This is a genomic window from Arthrobacter sp. 10T413_2 (genome assembly GCF_056394205.1).
The window spans coordinates 1-20,794 of sequence record NZ_JBFTHK010000074.1; the positions used below are offsets into that span (position 1 = coordinate 1).

A 20,794-nucleotide genomic window follows, 5' to 3' on the forward strand; every position below is an offset into this window, starting at 1 on the left:
TCCACGGGGGCCCCGGTCGCCGTCCTCACCACGTCCGGGACTGCCGTCGGCAATCTCCTGCCGGCAGTGATGGAGGCAAACCACGCCGCGGTGCCGCTCGTGGTCCTGTCMGCCGACCGGCCCGAGGAACTGCGCGGGACCGGGGCCAACCAGACTACGGTGCAGCTGGACCTGTTCGGCGAGCACGTTCGCTTCGCCGTCGACGTCCCTGCGGGCAGCGATCCGCAGCGCGCCGTGGATACTGCCCTTAGTGCCGCCACCGGAGCCTTCGAGGACACGCCTCCCGGGCCGGTCCAGCTCAACCTGGCCTTCCGCGACCCGCTGGTCCCGGCGGAGGGCGATGCCTTGCCCGCAGCGGCCGGGCGCGGTGTCTACCGGGCCGCCCGGAACCCCCTGGCGCTGKACTTCCCGGCCGCGCCACCGGCCCTGCCGGAGCGCCGCACCGTCGTCCTGGCCGGGCACGACGCCGGTCCGGTCGCCGAGGCCTTCGCCCGCGCGCACAGCCTGCCGCTGCTGGCCGAACCCTCCTCCAATGCCCGGTTCGGCCCCAACGCCGTCGGGCCCTACCGGCTGCTGATCGACCACTTCGGCGCGGACTCCGCCCAGCCGATCGAACGCGTGGTCCTCTTCGGCCGGCCGACGCTCTCCCGGCCGGTCAGTGCGCTCCTGGCCCGGGCGGACGTGCCGTCGGCCCTGTACCAGCCCGGCCCCGTGGCCTGGTACGAACCCGGCCGGCGGACCGAACTGCCACTGGAAAGCCTCGCGGACCTGGCGGAGTTCGCCGGGCGCGGGTCTGCCGCGTGGCTCGATGCCTGGCTGATGGCAGGCGCCGCCGCGCAGCACGCCGTGGACCTGGTCCTCGCCGCGTCCCCGGCTGCGACCGGGCCGTCCGTCGGCGCCGAGGTCTGGAAACACAGCCGCGGGCAGCTGGTGMTGGGCTCGTCGAACGGGATCCGCGACGTCGACCTCGCGGGGGCACCGCCCGCTGAACCGCAGGCCACCATGTTCGCCAACCGCGGCCTCGCCGGGATCGACGGCACCACGTCCACCGCGACGGGCATCGCGCTCGGCGGGCGCCAGGAAACCACAGTGCTCATGGGTGACGTCACGTTCCTGCACGACGCCGGCGGGCTCCTCCTCGGTGCCGGGGAGGCCGAACCCCTGCTGCGCATCGTGGTGCTCAACGACGCAGGCGGAGCCATCTTTGGTCTCCTGGAGCACGGCGCGGTGGCCGCGGCGGGGCGCTACGGGAACGCCGTCGAACGCCTCTTCGCGACCCCGCAGCGCGTGGATCTCGCCGCGCTGGCGGCCGCCTACGGCGTCGCGCACCGTCTGGTGGGCACGACGGCGGAACTCGCCGACGCGCTGTCCCGCCCGGTGGAAGGCCGCAGCATCATCGAAGTGCGCACGGACCGGCACAGCCTCGGAAAACTGCACCGTGCCATCCGGGCCGCCGTCGAGGCCGCCGTGGAAGGCGTCCCGCAGGCCTAGCCCTGTTTCTGCAGGCACGACGCGCTTCGTGCCCGGCGACGCGCAAATTACCCACCGACGCGCTTCGTGCCCTGGCGACGCGCAAATTACCCACCGACGCGCTTCGTGCCCTGGCGACGCGCAAATTACCCACCGACGCCGGAATTCCCGCCGCGACAGGTAAGTTGCGCGTCGCAGAACGGAATGCGCGTCGGGTTGTCCACACTCGGGCGGWAGCTCATGGCGCCGCCRCTCCCGTGCTGCGATCTTCGTTCCATGAAGGAACTACCAAGACTGATCCTGGCCCGCGAGCATGTCCAGCAGGGCCTCACACCGAAAGAGCTCGCCAAACGCTGCCGGTCAGGGGTGCTTGTCCGCGTGCGTCAAGGCGTCTACGTCGATGGGGAGGCGTGGCGGGCGCTGCAGCCTTGGGAACAATACCGGCTCCGGGTGAGCGCGGCGGCGGAGGCATTCACGGCACCGACAGTCTTTGCCAGGCACTCCGCCGCGTCCGTGTGGGGAGTTCCAACCATTGGACAGCGCCATCCGGTCCATGCCCTGACGCTTCAGAACGCCGGCGGACGCTCGCGTGCAGGAGTCCAGCGGCACTACGCGGCCCCGGACGGTCTCAAGGTGTTCCGGCGCGAAGGCCTTCTGGTCACGGGGCGGGTCCGCACGGTGTTGGATCTCGCTGCCTTTACACCGTTTGCCCAAGCTATTGTTCCCTTGGACCATGTACTCAGGCCGGACGCAGCCCAAGGGTTGCCCGCGCTCTCGAAGGAAATGCTGCTGGCGGGTGTCGACGGCAATTACACAGCGGCGGCTGCGCTGCGGATCAGGACTGCCGTGGAGTTCGCGGATCCGCGGTCCGGGTCCCCTGGGGAGTCGTACAGCCGCGGGCTCATGTGGGTGGCCGGCTTCCAACCGCCGGAACTTCAGCACGAAGTCCGGGACAGCGCCGGTCTCGCGGGCTACACCGACTACTACTGGGACACTGCACGGCTGGTGGGCGAGTTCGACGGCGTCGAGAAATATCTGAAACCCGAATACCTTCAGGGCAGGACCGCATCGCAGGCCGTCGTKGACGAGAAAGAGCGCGAAAACCGGATCCGGGCGATGGGGCTCCGGGTAGTGCGGTGGGTMTGGGCGGACCTCATAGAGCCCGGCCGGCTGGAACAGAAGCTGGCCGCGTTCGGTGTGCCCCGCCGTCGAGCCCGTTCGGCCGTATGGCCATGACACGCAACCTGTCCCACGACGCGCAAATGCCCTGTCGCTACCCGAATAACGGTAGCGACAGGGCATTTGCGCATCGATAGGCGATTTGCGCCTCGGGCTACAGCACCCGGCTCAGGAATTCCTTGGTGCGGGGGTGCTGCGGGTTGGCCAGGACCTCGCGCGGGTCGCCCGACTCCACGACCACGCCGCCGTCCATGAACGTCAGGCGGTCGCCGACTTCGCGGGCGAAGCCGATCTCGTGGGTCACCACGATCATGGTCATGCCGGACTTAGCGAGGTCCTTCATCACGTTCAGGACGTCGCCCACGAGCTCGGGGTCGAGCGCGGACGTCGGCTCGTCGAAGAGCATGAGCTCGGGGTCCATGGCCAGAGCCCGGGCAATCGCAACACGCTGCTGCTGGCCGCCGGAGAGCTGGTTCGGGTAGTGGCCGGAGCGGTCCGCGAGACCCACCCGGTCCAGCAGCTCCAAGGCACGCTTCCGGGCCACTGTCTTGGACTGGCCTTTGACCTGGACCGGAGCTTCCATGATGTTCTGCACGGCGGTCTTGTGCGGGAACAGGTTGAAGCGCTGGAACACCATGCCGATCTCGCGGCGCTGGGCGGCGATCTCCTTGGCCTTCAGGTCATGGAGCCTGCCCTTGACCTCGCGGTAGCCGATCAGCTCCCCGCCTACGGAAATGCGTCCGGCGCTGATGGTCTCCAGCAGGTTCACGCAGCGAAGCATGGTCGATTTGCCCGAACCGGACGGGCCGATCACCACCGACACCTCGCCCTGGTTGACCGTCAGGTCGATCCCGCGCAGCACGTGGTGCTGGCCGTAGTACTTGTGAAGGCCCTCGATCTGTACCAGCGGTTTGTCAGTAGTGATCGTCATTTCGCCTCCTCCTCAGGGAAGTCCATCTTGAGTGCCGGCTCGGCGTCGGCGCTCGGTGCCACGGCGGCGGCAGCCTTGGCGGCGGCCGGGTTCACCGTGGCGGGGGTCCGGTTGTCCACGCCCTTGCCGTAGTAGGCCTCGATGAAGTGCTGGCCCACCATCAGGAGGCTAGTGATGACGAGGTACCAGATGGCCGCCACGATCAGCAGGGGAACCGGCAGGTACGTCCGGTTCGCCAGGGCGTTGGTGGCAAAGGTCAGGTCCAGGRTGAAGGGCACGGCCAGGACCAGCGAGGTGGTCTTGAGCATGCCGATGGTTTCGTTCCCGGTGGGGGGCACGATTACCCGCATCGCCTGCGGCAGGATGATCCGCCACATGATTTTGGTCTTGCCCATGCCCAGAGCCTCGGCGGCTTCCATCTGGCCCTKGTCCACGGACTTGAGCCCGGCCCGGAAGATTTCCGCGAGGTAGGCGGATTCATTGAGGCCAAGGCCCAGGATCGCCGCCACCGTTGCCGTGACCACCGTGCTGGTGTCCACGCTGAACATCTCCGGCCCGAACGGGACACCGGCGCTGATCTTGGGGTAGAGAACGGCGATCAGGCCCCAGAAGATCAACTGGGTGTAGACCGGGGTGCCGCGGAAGAACCAGACCCAGGTCCAGCTGGACCAGCGGAATACAGGGTTCTCCGACTGCCGCATGAAGGCCAGGAGGATGGCCAGAATGATGGCCAGGATCATGGACGCAACCGTCAGGACCAAGGTCCAGACGACACCCTGGACCACCTTGACGTCCAAGATGTAGGCGCCCACGACGTCCCAGCGGAAATTGGGGTTCGTGAACAGGCTCTGCAGGAAGAGAGCCAACGCGCCGATAATGATGACGGCGCTGATCCAGCGGCCGGGGTGCCGCACCGGCACCGCCTTATTTAGTACCGGTGCTGCGTGGCTGTCCTGATGGCTGTCCATCTGTACACCTGATTTGTGATTGGTTGTKGGGATGCTCATTAGCCGACCGCCGGGTTGACCTCGGACTTGGTGATGGCGCCGTCGCCGTTGCCCCAGCCCTCAAGGATCTTCTTGTAGGAACCGTCCTGCATCAGCTTGGTGAGAGTCTTCTGGACGACGTCGGCCAGAGCAGTATCGGACTTGGCGACGGCGATGCCCTGGGKAGCGGAGTCGTAGACGTCACCCAGCTTCTCGAGCTGGCCGTTGGTCTGGGTCAGCGCGTAGCCGATGATGGGGGAGTCGGCTGCCATCGCATCGATGCTGCCGTTGACCAGGCGGGTGGTGATATCCGTCTGGGTCTTCAGCGTGACGATGTTGATGGGCTGCTTGCCCGCGTCGACGCACTTCTTGTTGCGGCCCGAGAGGTCCGGATCTTCCTGGACGGTACCGGTCTGGACGCCGATGGACTTGCCGCACAGGTCATCCAGGGAAACCTTCTTCGGGTTGCCCTTCTGCACGGCCCAGGCGGTGCCCGCGTTGAAGTAGCTGACCATGTTCACCGCGGCGAGCCGCTCCGGGTTGATCGTGAACGAGGAGATGCCGAGGTCGTACTTGGGGCCGAGGGCCGGAAGGATGCCGGTGAATTCGGACGTCTGGACCTGGACCTTCAGGCCCAGCGCGGCGCCGATCGCCTTGGCGATGTCGACGTCGTAGCCCACCGGGGTCTGGCCGTCGGTGCCGAGGAATTCGGCCGGGGCGTACGAGGTATCCGAGCCCACGGTCAGGGTGCCCTTGGACTTGATCGCGTCGGGGACCATGGCCGCCAGCGCGTCGTCCTTCTTGACCGTGCTGGGGTCAAAGCTGGCGGCGGCACTGCCGGAAGCGGTAGCCGCCCCGGTGGTGCCGGTCTCTGAAGCGTTCGTGCAGGCCGTCAAGGCCAAGGCGCTCACAGCAAGGACCGTGGCGGCCTTCAGCGCGGGGTTGCTCAGGAGCGAACGGGAGATCTGCATTTTATTACCTTTTGTTGCCGAAGGGATGCGTTACGAGGCCGGTCTATAGTGTAGCGCCGAACATGAGATGTGCGTCACAGAAAACTAAGTTTCACTATTGGATAACAAAACCAGACCCAAAAGCAACGTCCAGAATGCTCGACCTGTCTGGAATCCCGGATTTCTTCCGAATGTGACGGGCCGAGGACGGCGCGGGCTAGCTGCTGATGCCGAGCGACTCGAGCATCGGGCGGAACTTCGCCCAGGTCTCGGCGAGCTCGGTCTCGGGCACCGAGCCATCCACCACACCGCAGCCCGCGTACAGCCGGACCGTCCGCGGGGATTCGATGACCGCGCCCCGCAGCGCGATGCCCCATTCCCCGTTGCCGGCGGCGTCGAGCCAGCCGACCGGCCCGGCGTACGGGCCGCGGTCCAGATGCTCAAGCTTGCGGATCAGTGCGCCGGCGACCGTGGTGGGAGTGCCGCAGACCGCCGCCGTGGGATGCAGGGCGTTKATCAGGGCCAGGCACGTGGGGACGTGGCCTTCCACCTCGGCGAGCTCCGCCTTCACATCCGAGGCCAGGTGCCACACGTTGGGGAGTTCCAGGATGAACGGCTCGCTGTGCGCGTTCATGGCCTCGGAAAACGGGGCCAGCTGTGTGGTCAGGGACTGGATCGCGATGTCGTGTTCGTGCCGCTGCTTCTCGGAGCCGGCCAGCACGCGTTCGGCGAACTCCAGCGGGGAGCCTGCCATGCCGTCGGCGTCGCGGCGGTCCAGGGTGCCGGCCAGGACGCGGGCCTGTGCGGTGCGGCCCTCCACCTGGATCAGCATCTCCGGTGTGGCTCCCACCAGACCGTCCACCCCGTACGTCCAGCATTCGCGGTACCGTGCGGAGAGTTCGCGCAGGACCTGCGCGGCGTTGACGCCGGTGGGGACGGTGGCCACGATGTCCCGGGCCAGCACCAGCTTCTCCAAGGCGCCGGTCCGGATCTCTTTGACCCCGGCGGCGACGGCGGCCATCCAGTCTTCCTCGCTGAGCGAGCCGGTGTGCAGCGTTGCGCCGGCGGCCAGGGGCAAAGGGCGTACGACGGCGGCGCCGGCCTGCGCGGCGCCCGGCGCCGGGTCGTCCACAACGCCGTCCATTACAGCGCCGTCCGTCACAGCGCCGCCGGCGCTGCCGGCGCTGCCGGCGCTGCCGGCGCTGCCGGCGCTGCCGGCGTCCTCCGCCGCCCGGCCGCTGCGAAGCCAGCGGTCCAGGGCGGCGCGGGCGCCGGCTTCGGTGAGTTCGCCGTCGTCGAACGTGAGCTGGGTGAGCCAGGCCTGGCCGTCGCGGAGCCCCACAACGATTTCGGGGACCAATAGGCGGGACTCGTGGGCGGAAGCCTTGGAGAAGGCGAACGAGCCGAAGGCGACCGGTCCGGTGCCGGGGCAGTCGACGGCGTCCTCGATGTCCGCCTCCAGGACCAGGTGCCGCCACCAGATGTCCGCTTCCAGGAACCGCTCGGGGCCGGTGGCGGTGAACCGGGCGATCTCGCCGAAGCCCACGAGCCCGGCCTCGCGGCGGGTCCAGCAGAGGACGTCGTCCCGGACCAGAAACGACGGCAGGCCCCCGGGGAAAGTTTCGGCATCGAGGGGGACTGTCAAGGTGCGGAACGTGCTCGTCATGATGGCATAACACTAGCCCGTGATTGTCCCGACCGTGGATATACGGGGTTTGGCGGACCCTCGACGCGGCGGCCGCGGCCGTTGCCGCAGGTGAAAGCGGCGATGGTTGGCGGCCCGTTCGTGGGGGAGCCGATCATTTGAGACAATGTCATGGTGAACCGAGCATCCTTGGATAAGCGTCCGGACGAAGTAGCCACGATGTTTGACGACGTCGCCCCCAAATACGACGTCGTCAACGATGTCCTGTCGATGGGACAGACGCGCCGCTGGCGCAAGGTAGTGGTGGAGGCCATGGGTGTCTCAGGCGGCCAGCGCGTGCTGGACCTCGCCGCCGGCACCGGCACGTCCAGCGAGCCCTACGCCGACGCCGGCATCAACGTCATCGCATGCGACTTCTCCCTTGGCATGCTCAAAGTCGGCAAGCGCCGCCGCCCGGACATTGACTTCATCGCCGGGGACGCCACCCGCCTGCCGTTCGCGGACAACACCTTTGACGCCAGCACGATCTCCTTCGGTCTGCGCAACGTCAATGAGCMCAAGAAGGCACTGGCCGAGATGCTGCGGGTCACCAAGCCCGGCGGYCGGCTGGTCATCGCCGAGTTCTCCCAGCCCGTGGTGCCGCTCTGGCGCACCATGTACACCGAATACCTCATGCGGGCGCTGCCGGCCATCGCCGTCAAGGTCTCGTCCAACCCGGACGCCTACGTCTACCTCGCCGAGTCCATCCGTGCCTGGCCGGACCAGGACCACCTGGCCGCGTGGCTGCAGGAGGCCGGCTGGGAATCCGTCACCTACCGCAACCTCAGCGGCGGCATCGTCGCCGTGCATCGCGCCCAGAAGCCGGCCGGCCCCGAATCCGGCCACGCCGCGGGTGCAACGGCGCTGGCCGCCCACACCGGACCGGTGGCCAAACTGCGCCGCAACATCACCCGGCCCGGACGTTAGCCGATACCTGCTGTGAATGTACTGATCGTCGGAGCAGGCCCGGCCGGGTCCACCGCCGCCTACTACCTTGCCAAAGCCGGCATTGACGTCACGGTGCTGGAGAAGACCAGCTTTCCCCGCGAAAAGGTCTGCGGTGACGGCCTGACTCCGCGCGCCGTCCGCGAGATCCAGAAGCTGGGACTCCCGCATCCGGAAACCGAGGGCTGGCGCCGGAACAAGGGCCTGCGCCTGATCGCCGGCGGCCGCACGATCGAACTGCCCTGGCCGGAGGTCTCCGACTTCCCGCAGTACGGGCTGATCCGGACCCGCCTCGGCTTCGACGAGCAGCTGGCCCGGCACGCGCGGTCCGCGGGCGCCGTCGTGCTGGAGCGCCACAGCGTCACCGAGGCCCTGCGCGGCGAGGACGGCCGTGTCACGGGTGTCCGGGCCGCACTGCTGGACGACGCCGGACGCAAGACGGGCGAAACGCGCGACTTCACCGCCGACGTCGTCCTTGCCGCGGACGGAAACTCAACGCGCACCGCCGTCTCGCTGGGCATCCCGAAACGCGACGACCGGCCGCTTGGCGTGGCCGTGCGGACCTACTTCACCTCACCCCGGCACGAGGACGACTGGATGGAAGGCTGGCTCGAGCTTCCCGGCCGCGACGGAAAGCTGCTGCCCGGCTACGGCTGGGTGTTCGGCGTCGGCGACGGCACTTCCAACGTGGGCCTCGGCATCCTGAACTCGTCCAAGGAATTCGGCAAGCTGGACTACAAGCAGGTCCTGCGCGAATGGACCGCGGGCATGCCCGCGGACTGGGGCTTCACCCCCGAGAACCAGGTGGGGGAGATCCGCGGCGCAGCCCTGCCGATGGGCTTCAACCGCACCCCGCACTATTCACCCGGCCTGCTCCTGCTCGGCGACGCCGGCGGCATGGTGTCTCCGTTCAACGGTGAGGGCATCTCCTACGCCATGGAGTCCGCCCGCTTCGCCGCGGAGTTCATCATCGACGCCGCGGCCCGCTCCGCGTCAGCCGGCTGGGGGTCCGGGGCGGAGGCTTCCAGAGCCGCCGATGCGCACCTGGCGCGGTACGCCGACTACGTGCAGCAGCAATGGGGCTCGCACTTCACGCTGGGCCGGGCCTTCGCCGCCCTGATCGGCAAGCCGGCGGTCATGAAACTGGCACTCCGCACGGGCATGCCCATTCCTGTGCTCATGCGGTTCGTGGTCCGGATGCTGGCGAATCTGACCGATCCGGCCGCCAAGGGATTCGAGGACAGGGTCATCCGGGTCCTGGAATCCCTCGTTCCCGCCACGTCCAACCAGGCCATGCMCACCCCGGACAGCGGTCCGCACTCCGGCACCAACTCCGCGGTTTCCGCAACAAAAGTTAGKGTTAACCCGTGACCAACTCTGCAGACCAAAGCTGGACGCACGCCGGACACGGCCTGCCGAGCTCTGAACCCAGCCTCAACACCACGGCCATCGCCACCGGCCTTCAACTGCCGGCGGGCTTTGCGGCCATTGCCGGCGACCCCGAACTCGGTCCCGCGATCACCACCAACCTGGCGCGGGTCGAGAAGAAGCTGCGCGAGGCCATTGCCAACTCCGATCCGCTGGCTGACGCAACGTCGCGTCACCTCGTGGAAGCCGGCGGCAAGCGCATCCGCCCGCTCCTGACCCTGCTGTGCGCCCACCTGGGCGACGCCTCCCTGCCCGCAGTAGTGCAGGCCGCCGTCGTCGTTGAACTGACGCACCTMGCCACCCTGTACCACGACGACGTCATGGACTCCGCGCCGTTCCGCCGCGGCGCACCCACGGCCCACGAGGTCTGGGGCAACTCCGTCGCCGTCCTGACCGGCGACCTCATCTTCGCGCGCGCCTCCATCCTGGTCTCGGAGCTCGGCTCGCGTGCGCTGGGCATCCAGGCGAGGACCTTCGAGCGGCTCTGCCTGGGCCAGCTGCACGAGACCGTGGGGCCGCGGCCGGACGAGGACCCCGTGGCGCACTACCTCTCCGTCATCGCGGACAAGACGGGCTCGCTCGTAGCAGCCTCCGGACAGCTCGGCGCAATCTTCTCCGGCGCGGACGAGGCCTACGAGGCCCTGCTGGTCGAGTACGGCGAGAAAGTGGGCGTGGCCTTCCAGCTCGCCGATGACGTCATTGACGTCACCGGGATCAAAGTCAAGTCCGGCAAGTCCCCGGGAACCGACCTGCGCGAAGGCGTCCCCACGCTGCCCGTGCTGCTGCTGCGCAACGCCGCCCGCGACGGTGACCAGTCCGCCGTCGAACTCTTGAAGCTGATCGACGGCGACCTCAGCTCTGACGAGGCCCTGGCGGMCGCCGTTGCCGGACTCCGGGAGCACCCCGTCACCGCAGAATCGTGGGTGGTGGCGCGCGCCTGGGCCGAGGAGGCCATTGCCGCCCTTGCGCCGCTGCCTGAAGGCGTCGTCAAGGCCTCGCTGACGAGCTTCGCCCACGCGGTCGTGKACCGCAGCAGCTAGCCACCCCGCGACGTCGACGTCGGCTGGCCGGGGTTGCCGGTCCTGCCGCCTGGGCGCTGTCCCTCCGCCGTCACCAGCGTCGACTTGCACGGCCGGCACTGCCGCCTGGGCGCTTCCGGATTGCCTCTTCATAAACGGAATGGCCCCGGTTCCTCACAACGTTCGAGTCTTCCGTTGTGCCGAACCGGGGCCATTTCTCCGTTCGCATTAGATCCACCGGAGGCATTTGGTGAACCCAAGAAAGAGACTATGACAAGTTTGTAATGCTGTCTAGGGGTATCTGTAAATTTGTTGTCACAGTTTTTCGGTGTCTGGGTTGACGCCCTCCGGGGGCACATTGAGCCGCTGCGKACCCCTACCAGGCTTGTCCCCGGGCGTGTCGGACTCAAAGTGCCCCCGGCCGCGCCTGCTTGTCCGGCGGCCGGAGATGCGCCCGCCTTTCGCCAGCTGAAATCGCGTCACGGCCGTGTCAAGATGCCCTGTGGCCGCCGTGGACGTGGACGCTGCCGTGCGGGGCCACTCTGCCGCGCTGCATGCGGCTCCCGCGCTGTTTCCCGGGCGTGTCGGACTCAAAGTGCCCCCGCGGCACTGGTTGGTGGGCCGAAGTTTTCCACATGGCGCAACCGAGGCGGCCTGGACGGGTACCAGGCAGGGCACATTGGCGGAATGAACGTTGCCACTTTCCTTGCTTCGCGGGGCGGAACGGCCACCGCGGCTGACCTTCGCCGGGCTGGATTCAGCCGCCACCGAATAACCACGGCCTTGGCCCACGGCACCCTGGTGAGGATCCGTCGGGGACACTATGGACTGCCACAGGATTCCGGCGTCTACCGGGCGGCGCGAGAACTCAAGGGGTTGCTCACATGCCTGTCGGCCGCTCCGGGCTACGGATTGTGGACCTTGGCGCCGGCCCAGTCCATGCATCTGTGTCTTGGGCATCGGGCCGCGCCACCCGGCGTCGCGGCGCATGGTCGCTGCCAACACCCCGGGCACCCGTGGCTGCCCGTGGCCGGACTCGCCGACGTCCTGATCCATGCCCTCCACTGTCTGCCGGAATTGGAAGCTCTTGTCATGGTCCAGTGTGCTGTCGGCCGGGGGGACATCAGTCTGGCCTTCCTCCGCAGCAAACTCGAGGGCAATCGCAACGGCCGGGCCAGATCGGTGCTGGACCTGGTCATTCCCCGGGCCGATTCGCTGCTGGAAGTTCTGGCCAACACTGCCTTCCTCCGTGCCGGGCTGCATATCCGACGGCATGTGGAGATTCCCGGGGTGGGCGAGGTGGACTTCCTCGTTGAGGACATTCTCGTGGTGGAGACGGACGGCGAATCGCATTTGGAGCCGCTGCAGGTGAAGAAGGACCGACGGCGGAACAATGCAAGCCTCGTMGGAGGCTACTTGGTTCTCAGGTTCGGCTACGACGTCGTCGTCCACCACCCGGAGCGGATGATTGCGCAGGTCCTCGCGGTGMTGGAGTTGTGGCGTCGGGGTGGGTACCAGCCGTGAGAGGCACAAGTCGCGGGGCGCAGGCGGGGGCTACTTTGAGGCCCCGGTTGGGGATTTCTGGGCCCGGCGGCGGCGTGTCCGTGCCAAAGTGCCCCCGGGCTGCTGTGCCCAGGACCGGCGAGGCCCTCAGCCCCCTAAGCCAATGAGAGGCTCCGCCTAGTCTTCGTCCTCGTCGTTGAAGGCMCACTCGAACATGTCGAAGACGAATTCGGAGAAGGTCCCTTMCTCGCTCTTCCACTGGCCCCGGGCGTTGTTGCGGCGGTACACGATTGKATCCGGGACGCTGAGGTCCCCGACGCGGAAGCCCCACGTGAACTGCTCTTCCTCGTCCTCGAGGAACATGAGGAAGCCCTCGTCATCGACTTCGAGCTCTTCGGGGTCCCAGAAATAGTGGTAGGCCTCCATGAGGTCCTCGCAGCCCCCGACGGCCAGGTAGAACTCGCGCAGGACCAGCGGGATCTGGAACTGGTGTTCGGTTAGGGCGGCGTCGAGTTCGTCGGCCGCGAGGCCATCTTCTTCCTGCCATTCGTCTTCGAGATACTTCGGGACAAGCGCGCGGAATTTCTCGAGGAACATGTCAGTCATGGTCTTATCCTAGCTAATCCCTAGCGGCCGTTTTCCGCCGTGCCCAGGCCCAGCCGGTGCCAGCCGCGCACGGCCAGCGGGGCGTGCCAGTGGCGGCGCCAGGCCGTGACCCGGAAGGCGAAGACGACGGCGGTGACGGCGGTGGCGGAGACCGCGGTGAAGGTCCCGGTGAGGGACAGGATCGCGGTGGCGGCCGCCCCGGCAAACGCCGGCAAGGCATAGATGTCCTTGGGGTCAAAAAGCTGCGGAACCTCGTTGGCAGTGATGTCGCGCAGCAGGCCGCYGCCCACCGCCGTCGTGACTCCCAGCAGGACGGCAGCCACGGGATTCATCCCTGCGGCCAGGGCCTTGAGGGTGCCGGTGATGCAAAACAGTGCCAGGCCGCCGGCGTCGAACAGGACCAGCAGCGAGGTGAAGCGCTGGACGCTGGAGAACAGGAAGTACACCAGGACCGTGGCGAGCAGGGGAGGTGCGAGGTAGGCCGGGTTGGTGAACGCCACCGGCGGCCCGGCGTTGATGACGATGTCGCGGATGACGCCGCCGCCCAGGCTCACCACCGAGGCCAGGAGMAGCGAGCCGATGATGTCGAACTGCTTCCGGGCCGCGAGCAGCGATCCGGAGACCGCAAAGAAGAAGACGCCGGCGAGGTCAAGCCAGACCAGGACAAGGCTGAAGGAGAAGGTCATGAAGCGTCCCGGTCGATAATTAGGCGGCGGATGGGGCGGCTCCAAGGTTACGCTAACGGCTATGAATAGCCCCATCCTGATCGCCTGCGCCCACGGCACGTCCAGCACGCTCGGAGCCGCGGAGGTCAACGCGCTCCGGGACGGCATCGCCGCGCTCCGGCCCGGGCTGGACGTGCGCGAGGCCTACGTCGACGTGCAGGACCCGGACCTGCCGGCCGTCGTGGCGGGGCTCCCGGCGGGGGAGACCGCCGTCGTGGTTCCGTTGCTGCTGAGCGTCGGGTACCACGTCAAAGTGGACATCGCCCGGGCCGTGAAGAGCAGGCCGGACACAGTTGCCGCCGCGCCGCTGGGGCCGGACCCGCGGCTCGCGGCGCTGCTGGACCAGCGACTGCGCGAGGCCGGCGTAACGGACAACGACGCCGTGATCCTCGCCGCCGCCGGGTCCTCCGACCCAAGTGCCTCGGGCAGCGTCGAGGAACTTGCMGGGCAGCTGCGCTCCCTGCGGTCCAACCGGATCGTGGCCGCGTACGGCGCGTCCGCCAAGCCCTCGGTGCCCGAAGCCGTGGCCATGCTCCGCGAGGAGGCCGCCGGGGGTGCCGGCGCAGGGGAATCGGCCGGGGGAGTGGACCTTGGCGGCCGGGTTGTCATCGCCTCCTATCTCCTGGCGCCCGGCTTCTTCCACGACCAGCTGGCCAAGGCCGGCGCGGACCTTGTGACAGCGCCGCTCCTGCCCTCGCCGGTCCTCGCCAGCATCGCCCTGGAACGCTACGACGCCGCGCTGGCCGCGGCCGCCCAACATCAGGCCTGACTGTTCGGCCAGATGCACAGGAGGGCGGCTGGWTCAAGGTTTTTCGGCGGTTCGTGACGAAATGTTTCCCTAGGTGACCTCGCGTTTCTGACCCTTTGTGACGGCATTACGGCCACCCCTACAGTCGATGCATGACTGATACAGCTCTAGCCGGAGCGTCCACGGACGAGGCTGCCGCCGGCCGCACCAAGCGACCCTCCCGCCCCGCCGCAAAGCCGCACGGGCAATGGAAAGTGGACGGCACCACGCCGCTGAACGCCAACGAAACCTGGAAACAGGAAGACAACGGCCTCAACGTCCGCGAGCGTATCGAGTCCGTCTACTCCAAGCACGGCTTCGATTCCATCGACGGCACCGACCTGCACGGCCGGTTCCGCTGGTGGGGCCTCTACACCCAGCGCAAACCCGGGATCGACGGCGGCAAGACCGCCACGCTTGAGCCGCACGAGCTCGAAGACAAGTACTTCATGCTCCGCGTACGGATCGACGGCGGTGCGCTCACCACCGAGCAGCTGCGCGTCATCGGCCAGATCTCCGTGGACTTCGCCCGCGACTCGGCCGACCTCACGGACCGCCAGAACATCCAGCTGCACTGGATCCGGGTCGAAGACGTGCCCGAGATCTGGCGCCGGCTCGAGGCCGTGGGGCTGTCCACCACGGAAGCATGCGGCGAMGTCCCCCGCGTCATCCTCGGCTCCCCGGTTGCGGGGATCGCCAAGGACGAGATCATCGACCCCACGCCCCTGATCCAGGAGCTCGCGGAACGCTTCATCGGCGACCCCGAGCTCGCCAACCTGCCGCGGAAATACAAGACCGCCATCACCGGCCACCCCAGCCAGGACGTGGTCCACGAAATCAACGACTTCGGCCTGGTGGGCATGGTCCACCCCGAACTCGGCGCCGGCTACGACCTCTGGGTCGGCGGGGCCCTCTCCACCAACCCCATGCTGGCCAAGCGGCTCGGCGCGTTCGTCAAGCCCGAGGAAGCCGCAGAGGTCTGGCTCGGCGTCACCAGCATCTTCCGCGACTAYGGCTACCGCCGCATGCGCACCAAGGCGCGCCTGAAGTTCCTCATGGCCGACTGGGGCCCGGAGAAGTTCCGGCAGATCCTCGAAGACGAATACCTTGGCTTCAAGCTCTCCGACGGCCCCGCAGCGCCCAAGCCGTCCACACCCGGCGACCACATCGGCGTTCACGAACAGAAGGACGGCAAGTTCTTCATCGGCGCCACCCCGCTGGCCGGCCGGCTCTCCGGCAGCCAGCTCGTCAAGCTCGCGGACACCCTGGAAGCCCGCGGCTCGCAGCGTTTGCGCACCACCCCGCACCAGAAGCTCGTGGTCCTCGACGTGCCCAAGGACGAGGTCGAGCCCCTCGTGGCCGAGCTCGACGCCCTGGGTCTGTCCGCCCGGCCCTCCGTGTTCCGCCGCGGCACTATCGCCTGCACGGGCATCGAGTTCTGCAAGCTCGCGATCGTGGAAACCAAGGTCACGGCCGCCACGGCCGTCGCCGAGCTGGAACGCCGCCTGGCCGACCTCGCCGAGAGCAAGCAGCTGCCCCAAGCGCTGTCCCTGCACATCAACGGCTGCCCCAACTCCTGCGCCCGGATCCAGACGGCGGACATCGGCCTCAAGGGCATGATGCTGCCAACGCCCGACGGCGACCCGACCCCCGGCTTCCAGGTCCACCTCGGCGGCGGGCTGGCGTCCAACAGCCGCGAGGAGGCCGGCCTCGGCCGCACCGTCCGTGGCCTCAAGGTTTACGTTGAGGATCTCCCCGATTATGTGGAGCGCGTGRTCCGGAAGTTCGTCGCCGACMGTGCCGAGGGCCAGACCTTCGCCGAATGGGCCCACGCCGCGGAAGAGGGTGATCTCCAGTGACSAAGGCTCAGCCGCTGGCAGGCGGTGCCGCCCAGGGAGTGGCATCGGGCCTGTCGGAGCCGCGCGCTGACCTGATCGAAGATCAGCAGCGCGGCGAAGGGGCGGGGGCGGCATCGCCTGCCAACGGCCCCGTTGCACTCCGCACTCACGAGGAGCTCAAGGCCCTCGCCGAGGCCGGCGCCGCCGAGCTCGGCTGGGACGCCCCGGCCCGCGACGTCATCGCCTGGGTGGCCCRCAATTTCGAGCTGCCCGCAGTGGCCGTCGCCTGCTCAATGGCCGACGCCGTCCTGCCGGCGCTCGTCGCGGACCAGCTCCCCGGCGTCGACGTCCTCTTCCTCGAAACCGGCTACCACTTCCCGGAGACCTACGCGACCCGCGACGAGGTGGAAGCCAACCTCCGCGTCAACGTCGTGGACGTCCTGCCGGAGAACACCGTGGAGCAGCAGGACCGGCTGCTGGGCAAGGACCTCTTCGCCCGCGACGCCGCCCAGTGCTGCGCGCTGCGCAAGGTGGTGCCCCTGCGCCGCACCCTCGCCGGCTACGAGCTCTGGTTCACCGGAGTCCGCCGCGACGAGGCCCCCACCCGCACCAACACGCCGCTGATCACCTGGGACGAGGCCAACGGCCTGGTCAAGGTCAACCCGGTGGCGGCCTGGACGTTCGACCAGCTGGTGCAGTACTCCGACGACAACCTCCTTCCCGTCAACCCGCTGCTTTCACAGGGCTACCCGTCCATTGGCTGCCAGCCCTGCACCCGCAAGGTAGCGCCCGGCGATGACCCCCGCGCCGKCCGCTGGGCAGGAACCGACAAGACAGAATGCGGACTACACGTATGAGCAACTTGAGCACGACGACGGTCACTACCGCCTACACAGCAGATGCCGCCCCCGCCCCTGCGCGGGACGGCGATGCTGCAAGCAGCATCGCGTCCCGCTCCGACAGGCCCGATGCCACTCCCGGGGCGGCATCTGCTGCTCCGGCTCTGCGGTCAAGTCACCCGAGTTCTGCGGCTCCGCGCGCGGCCCGCCTGTCGTCTTTGGACACTTTGGAATCGGAAGCGATTCACATCATCCGCGAGGTCGTCGCCGAGTTCGAGAAGCCGGCGCTGCTGTTTTCCGGCGGCAAGGACTCCGTGGTCATGCTGCACCTGGCCACCAAGGCGTTCTGGCCCGGCAAGGTGCCCTTCCCGGTCCTGCACGTGGACACCGGGCACAACTTCCCCGAGGTCATCGAGTTCCGCGACCGCACGGTGGAGCGGCTGGGCCTCAAGCTCGTCGTCGGCTCCGTCCAGGAGTTCATCGACTCCGGCGAGCTGKCCGAACGGGCCGACRGCACCCGCAACCCGCTGCAGACCGTCCCGCTGCTGGATGCGATCCAGCGCAACAAGTTCGACGCCGTCTTCGGCGGCGGCCGCCGCGACGAGGACAAGGCCCGCGCCAAGGAGCGCATCCTGAGCCTGCGCGACGAGTTCGGCCAGTGGGACCCCCGCAACCAGCGCCCCGAACTGTGGAACCTGTACAACGGCCGGCACACCGTGGGCCAGCACGTCCGGGCCTTCCCGATCAGCAACTGGACCGAACTGGATGTGTGGCGCTACATCGAGCGCGARAACATCGAGCTGCCKGGCCTSTACTACGCCCACGAGCGSSAGGTCTTCGCCCGCGAYGGCATGTGGCGCGCGGTCGGCGAGGTCTCCCAGCCGCGCGACCACGAGGAAGTCATCACCAAGACCGTCCGGTACAGGACCGTCGGTGACATGTCCTGCACCGGCGCMGTGGAATCGGCCGCCGCCACCGTGCGCGACGTCGTCATTGAAGTTGCCGCCTCCACCATCACCGAACGTGGCGCCACCCGGGCCGATGACCGCATCTCCGAGGCCGCCATGGAAGACCGCAAGAAGGACGGCTATTTCTAATGAGCACGGAAACTTTCCTCGCGGGCCCGGACCTGGCGTCCGCGGCGCTGCCCACCACGCTGTTCCGTTTCGCCACTGCAGGCTCCGTCGACGACGGCAAGTCCACCCTCGTGGGCCGGCTCCTGCACGACTCCAAGGCAATCCTCGCCGACCAGCTCGACGCCGTCGCCCGCACCTCGGCGGACCGCGGATTTGGAGGTTCGGCTGGCGGGATCGACCTCGCCCTGCTGACCGACGGCCTGCGCGCGGAACGCGAGCAGGGCATCACCATCGACGTCGCCTACCGCTACTTCGCCACGGACCGCCGCAGCTTCATCCTCGCGGACTGCCCCGGGCACGTGCAGTACACCAAGAACACGGTGACCGGCGCGTCCACCGCGGACGCCGTCGTCGTGCTCATCGACGCGCGCAAGGGAGTCCTGGAGCAGACCCGCCGGCACCTGTCCGTGCTGCAGCTGCTGCGCGTGGCGCACGTGATCGTCGCCGTGAACAAGATCGACCTCGTGGAGTTCAGCGAGGACGTGTTCCKCGCGATCGAAGCCGACGTCCAGCAGGTCGGCCGCGAGCTCGGGCTTGGTTCCGACGGGGTTGCCGACCTCCTTGTTATCCCCGTTTCCGCGCTCGACGGCGACAACGTCGTCGACCGCTCGGACCGGACCCCCTGGTACGACGGGCCGGCCCTGCTGGAAGTCCTGGAGACCCTGCCGGCCGCCGACGAACTCGAAAGCCACCTGGAGAGCTTCCGCTTCCCGGTCCAGCTGGTGGTCCGGCCGCAGGGTGCGCTGGCTCCCGACGCCGTCGCCGGCGGCCTGGATCCGGAGGCGTACCGCGACTACCGTGCCTACGCAGGCCAGATCACCGAAGGCTCCGTGAAGCTAGGGGACCAGGTCAGCGTCCTGACGCCGGGCCAGGCGCCGCGCACGACCACGGTCGCCGGGATCGACTTCGCCGGCGGCGAGCTCGCCGAGGCGGCCGCACCGCAGTCCGTGGCACTGCKCCTGGCGGATGAGTTCGACGTCGCCCGCGGTGACACGATCGCGGCGGCCGGGACGGTGCGCGAAAGCAGCGCCGACGTCTACGCGGCCCTCTGCTGGCTCTCGCCCAAACCGCTCCGGGAAGGCGCCAAGGTGCTGGTCAAGCACGGCACCCGCACGGTCCAGGCCCTGGTCCGGAACGTGACGGGCAAGCTGGACCTCGCCAGCTTCCAGCTGGAACCGACCACCACGCTGGAGCTGAACGACATCGGGCACGCGCAGCTTCGGCTCGCAGCTCCGCTTCCCCTGGAGAACTACCTGCACCACCGCCGCACCGGGGCGTTCCTGGTGATCGACCCGCTCGACGGCAACACCCTCGCCGCCGGCCTGGTCAACGACCACCCCGGCGACCACGAGGACGAGCGCTACTCGATCTAGGTCATCTGTTACACGGGCGCAGCCTGTTTCCGGGCCCGCCGCCATATGCCGCGGACCCGGAAACAGGCTGGCGTCTTTTGAGGCCGAATATGACGCTGCATGAACCCGCGTGACCCCCGGTTTCCGGACCGTTGAACCGCGTTTATGACACTCCCTATGGTGAATGAATGAAGACAACGGAACGGATCCACGGCTCCCCCCGCAGGAACCTCCAGGGGCGATGTCGCCGGCGCTGACCACCTCGCCCGGCAATTCCGCACGCACCCCAGAACAGGACTTCACCCCATGTCACGCACCCCCGAAAACCCCGCGCCCGGCAAGCCGTCCGGGACGCAGCCCGGGACGCAGCCCGGCACCACCCGGATCGTTGCCGGCGAGACCGGCAAACCCAAACGCAAGCGGACTCTTGAGATCGCGCTGGCCGCGGGCCTTGTGCTTCTGATCGGCGCCGGTGCGGCCGTGGCCTCCACGCTGTCGCGCGGTCCGGAAACGGCCTCCKCGGCCGTGGCGGACGCGAGCCCGGCCACGGAGCTCAGGCTTGGCTACTTCGGCAACATCACCCACGCTCCGGCCCTGGTCGGGGWGAACAAGGGGTTCATCGCCAAGGAACTCGGCCAGACGAAGCTGACCACGCAGGTCTTCAACGCCGGCCCGGCCGCGATCGAGGCCCTGAACGCCGGCGCGATTGATGCGACCTATATCGGCCCGAACCCGGCGATCAACTCCTACGTCAAGAGCGGCGGTGCGTCGGTCAGCATCATCGCCGGCGCCGCGTCCGGCGGGGCGCAGCTGGTGGTGAAGCCCGGCATCAACACCGCGGCTGATCTGAGGGGCAAGACGCTGGCGTCCCCGCAGCTGGGTGGGACCCAGGACGTGGCGCTGCGGGCGTGGCTGGGCAAGCAGGGGTTCAAGACCTCCACGGACGGCGGCGGGGACGTTGCGATCAACCCGACCGAGAACGCCCAGACCCTGAAGTTGTTCCAGGACGGCAAGCTTGACGGTGCGTGGCTGCCGGAGCCCTGGGCGTCCCGCCTGGTGCTGCAGGCCGGTGCGAAGGTCCTGGTCGATGAGAAGGATCTGTGGGACAGGGGTGAGTTCGTCACCACGGTGCTGATCGTGAACAAGAAGTTCGCCGCGGAGCACCCGGCCACGGTGCAGGCGCTGCTGAAGGGCCATGTGGAATCCGTGGACTGGCTCAACGCAGCCCYGGCGGGCGAGAAGGCCAYGGTCCTCAATGCCGCGCTCAAGGCGGCGGCCGGCTCGGCTCTGCCGGCGGACGTGATCGACCGGTCCCTGAAGAACATTGTCTTCACCGTCGACCCGCTGGCCGGGACGTACAAGAAGCTGCTCCAGGACGGTGTCGACGCCGGCACCACCAAGCATGCCGACATCAGC

At 68.2% G+C, this 20,794-nt stretch carries 18 protein-coding genes and 1 pseudogene; 13 read left to right on the forward strand and 6 right to left on the reverse strand.

Going from position 1 to position 20,794, the window contains the following annotated elements; translation table 11 throughout:
* Both menD and AC1DBQ_RS13010 read left to right on the forward strand, forming a co-directional pair.
* On the forward strand, nucleotides 1-1,491 hold a 1,491-nt coding region (gene menD / locus AC1DBQ_RS13005; protein ID WP_476928895.1), incomplete at its 5' end, for a 2-succinyl-5-enolpyruvyl-6-hydroxy-3-cyclohexene-1-carboxylic-acid synthase.
* Nucleotides 1,492-1,746: 255 nt separating this feature from the next.
* A complete protein-coding gene (locus AC1DBQ_RS13010; protein ID WP_476928896.1) occupies nucleotides 1,747-2,706 on the forward strand; it encodes a hypothetical protein in 960 nt (319 codons plus the stop codon).
* A 97-nt stretch (nucleotides 2,707-2,803) separates the two neighbouring features.
* Here the strand turns inward: AC1DBQ_RS13010 and AC1DBQ_RS13015 are convergent, their stop codons facing one another.
* The 4 genes from AC1DBQ_RS13015 to AC1DBQ_RS13030 form a co-directional block, all read right to left on the reverse strand.
* Nucleotides 2,804-3,580 (reverse strand): amino acid ABC transporter ATP-binding protein, encoded by a 777-nt coding sequence (locus AC1DBQ_RS13015; RefSeq protein WP_476928897.1) that lies wholly within the window; start codon nucleotides 3,578-3,580, stop codon nucleotides 2,804-2,806.
* On the reverse strand, nucleotides 3,577-4,548 hold the full coding sequence (locus AC1DBQ_RS13020) for an amino acid ABC transporter permease (protein ID WP_476928898.1): 972 nt from the start codon (nucleotides 4,546-4,548) through the stop codon (nucleotides 3,577-3,579). Before AC1DBQ_RS13020 ends, AC1DBQ_RS13015 begins: the two co-directional genes overlap by 4 nt.
* A 38-nt stretch (nucleotides 4,549-4,586) precedes the next feature.
* The gene (locus tag AC1DBQ_RS13025) at nucleotides 4,587-5,537 is read right to left on the reverse strand and encodes an ABC transporter substrate-binding protein (RefSeq protein WP_476928899.1); all 951 of its coding nucleotides are present in this window, start codon (nucleotides 5,535-5,537) and stop codon (nucleotides 4,587-4,589) included.
* A gap of 196 nt (nucleotides 5,538-5,733) precedes the next feature.
* Entirely contained in the window at nucleotides 5,734-7,182 is a 1,449-nt protein-coding gene (locus tag AC1DBQ_RS13030) for an isochorismate synthase (protein ID WP_476928900.1), read from the reverse strand.
* Nucleotides 7,183-7,335: 153 nt separating this feature from the next.
* Between AC1DBQ_RS13030 and AC1DBQ_RS13035 the strand changes: the two genes are divergently transcribed.
* From AC1DBQ_RS13035 to AC1DBQ_RS13055, 5 genes and pseudogenes are all read left to right on the forward strand, one after another.
* The gene (locus AC1DBQ_RS13035) at nucleotides 7,336-8,127 is read left to right on the forward strand and encodes a demethylmenaquinone methyltransferase (protein WP_476928909.1); all 792 of its coding nucleotides are present in this window, start codon (nucleotides 7,336-7,338) and stop codon (nucleotides 8,125-8,127) included.
* A gap of 12 nt (nucleotides 8,128-8,139) precedes the next feature.
* Nucleotides 8,140-9,516, forward strand: a complete 1,377-nt coding sequence (locus tag AC1DBQ_RS13040; protein WP_476928901.1) for a geranylgeranyl reductase family protein — start codon at nucleotides 8,140-8,142, stop codon at nucleotides 9,514-9,516.
* The gene (locus AC1DBQ_RS13045) at nucleotides 9,513-10,613 is read left to right on the forward strand and encodes a polyprenyl synthetase family protein (RefSeq protein ID WP_476928902.1); all 1,101 of its coding nucleotides are present in this window, start codon (nucleotides 9,513-9,515) and stop codon (nucleotides 10,611-10,613) included. The genes AC1DBQ_RS13040 and AC1DBQ_RS13045 overlap by 4 nt, the downstream gene beginning before the upstream one ends.
* Before the next feature lie 666 nt (nucleotides 10,614-11,279).
* Nucleotides 11,280-11,414, forward strand: a pseudogene (locus AC1DBQ_RS13050) (type IV toxin-antitoxin system AbiEi family antitoxin domain-containing protein); the annotation flags it as partial.
* A 204-nt stretch (nucleotides 11,415-11,618) separates the two neighbouring features.
* The gene (locus AC1DBQ_RS13055) at nucleotides 11,619-12,116 is read left to right on the forward strand and encodes an endonuclease domain-containing protein (RefSeq protein ID WP_476928910.1); all 498 of its coding nucleotides are present in this window, start codon (nucleotides 11,619-11,621) and stop codon (nucleotides 12,114-12,116) included.
* Between the two features lie 156 nt (nucleotides 12,117-12,272).
* Here AC1DBQ_RS13055 and AC1DBQ_RS13060 read toward each other — a convergent pair whose 3' ends face one another.
* Nucleotides 12,273-12,701: a hypothetical protein gene (locus AC1DBQ_RS13060; protein WP_476928903.1), complete on the reverse strand. Its 429-nt coding sequence runs from the start codon at nucleotides 12,699-12,701 to the stop codon at nucleotides 12,273-12,275.
* 20 nt (nucleotides 12,702-12,721) lie between these two features.
* On the reverse strand, nucleotides 12,722-13,387 hold the full coding sequence (locus AC1DBQ_RS13065) for a trimeric intracellular cation channel family protein (RefSeq protein ID WP_476928904.1): 666 nt from the start codon (nucleotides 13,385-13,387) through the stop codon (nucleotides 12,722-12,724).
* A 61-nt stretch (nucleotides 13,388-13,448) separates the two neighbouring features.
* Between AC1DBQ_RS13065 and AC1DBQ_RS13070 the strand changes: the two genes are divergently transcribed.
* The 6 genes from AC1DBQ_RS13070 to AC1DBQ_RS13095 all read left to right on the forward strand — a co-directional run.
* Nucleotides 13,449-14,195, forward strand: coding sequence for a sirohydrochlorin chelatase (locus AC1DBQ_RS13070; RefSeq protein ID WP_476928905.1), 747 nt, complete (start codon nucleotides 13,449-13,451; stop codon nucleotides 14,193-14,195).
* 131 nt (nucleotides 14,196-14,326) lie between these two features.
* Nucleotides 14,327-16,072: a nitrite/sulfite reductase gene (locus AC1DBQ_RS13075; protein WP_476928906.1), complete on the forward strand. Its 1,746-nt coding sequence runs from the start codon at nucleotides 14,327-14,329 to the stop codon at nucleotides 16,070-16,072.
* A gap of 71 nt (nucleotides 16,073-16,143) precedes the next feature.
* Nucleotides 16,144-16,908, forward strand: a complete 765-nt coding sequence (locus AC1DBQ_RS13080) for a phosphoadenylyl-sulfate reductase (RefSeq protein WP_476928911.1) — start codon at nucleotides 16,144-16,146, stop codon at nucleotides 16,906-16,908.
* Nucleotides 16,909-17,054: 146 nt separating this feature from the next.
* Complete coding sequence (gene cysD / locus AC1DBQ_RS13085) at nucleotides 17,055-17,987, forward strand: sulfate adenylyltransferase subunit CysD (RefSeq protein ID WP_476928912.1); 933 nt, start codon at nucleotides 17,055-17,057, stop codon at nucleotides 17,985-17,987.
* Nucleotides 17,987-19,399 (forward strand): sulfate adenylyltransferase subunit 1, encoded by a 1,413-nt coding sequence (locus AC1DBQ_RS13090; RefSeq protein ID WP_476928907.1) that lies wholly within the window; start codon nucleotides 17,987-17,989, stop codon nucleotides 19,397-19,399. Before cysD ends, AC1DBQ_RS13090 begins: the two co-directional genes overlap by 1 nt.
* 285 nt (nucleotides 19,400-19,684) lie before the next feature.
* A partial coding sequence (locus AC1DBQ_RS13095) for an ABC transporter substrate-binding protein (protein ID WP_476928908.1) occupies nucleotides 19,685-20,794 on the forward strand: 1,110 nt, incomplete at its 3' end.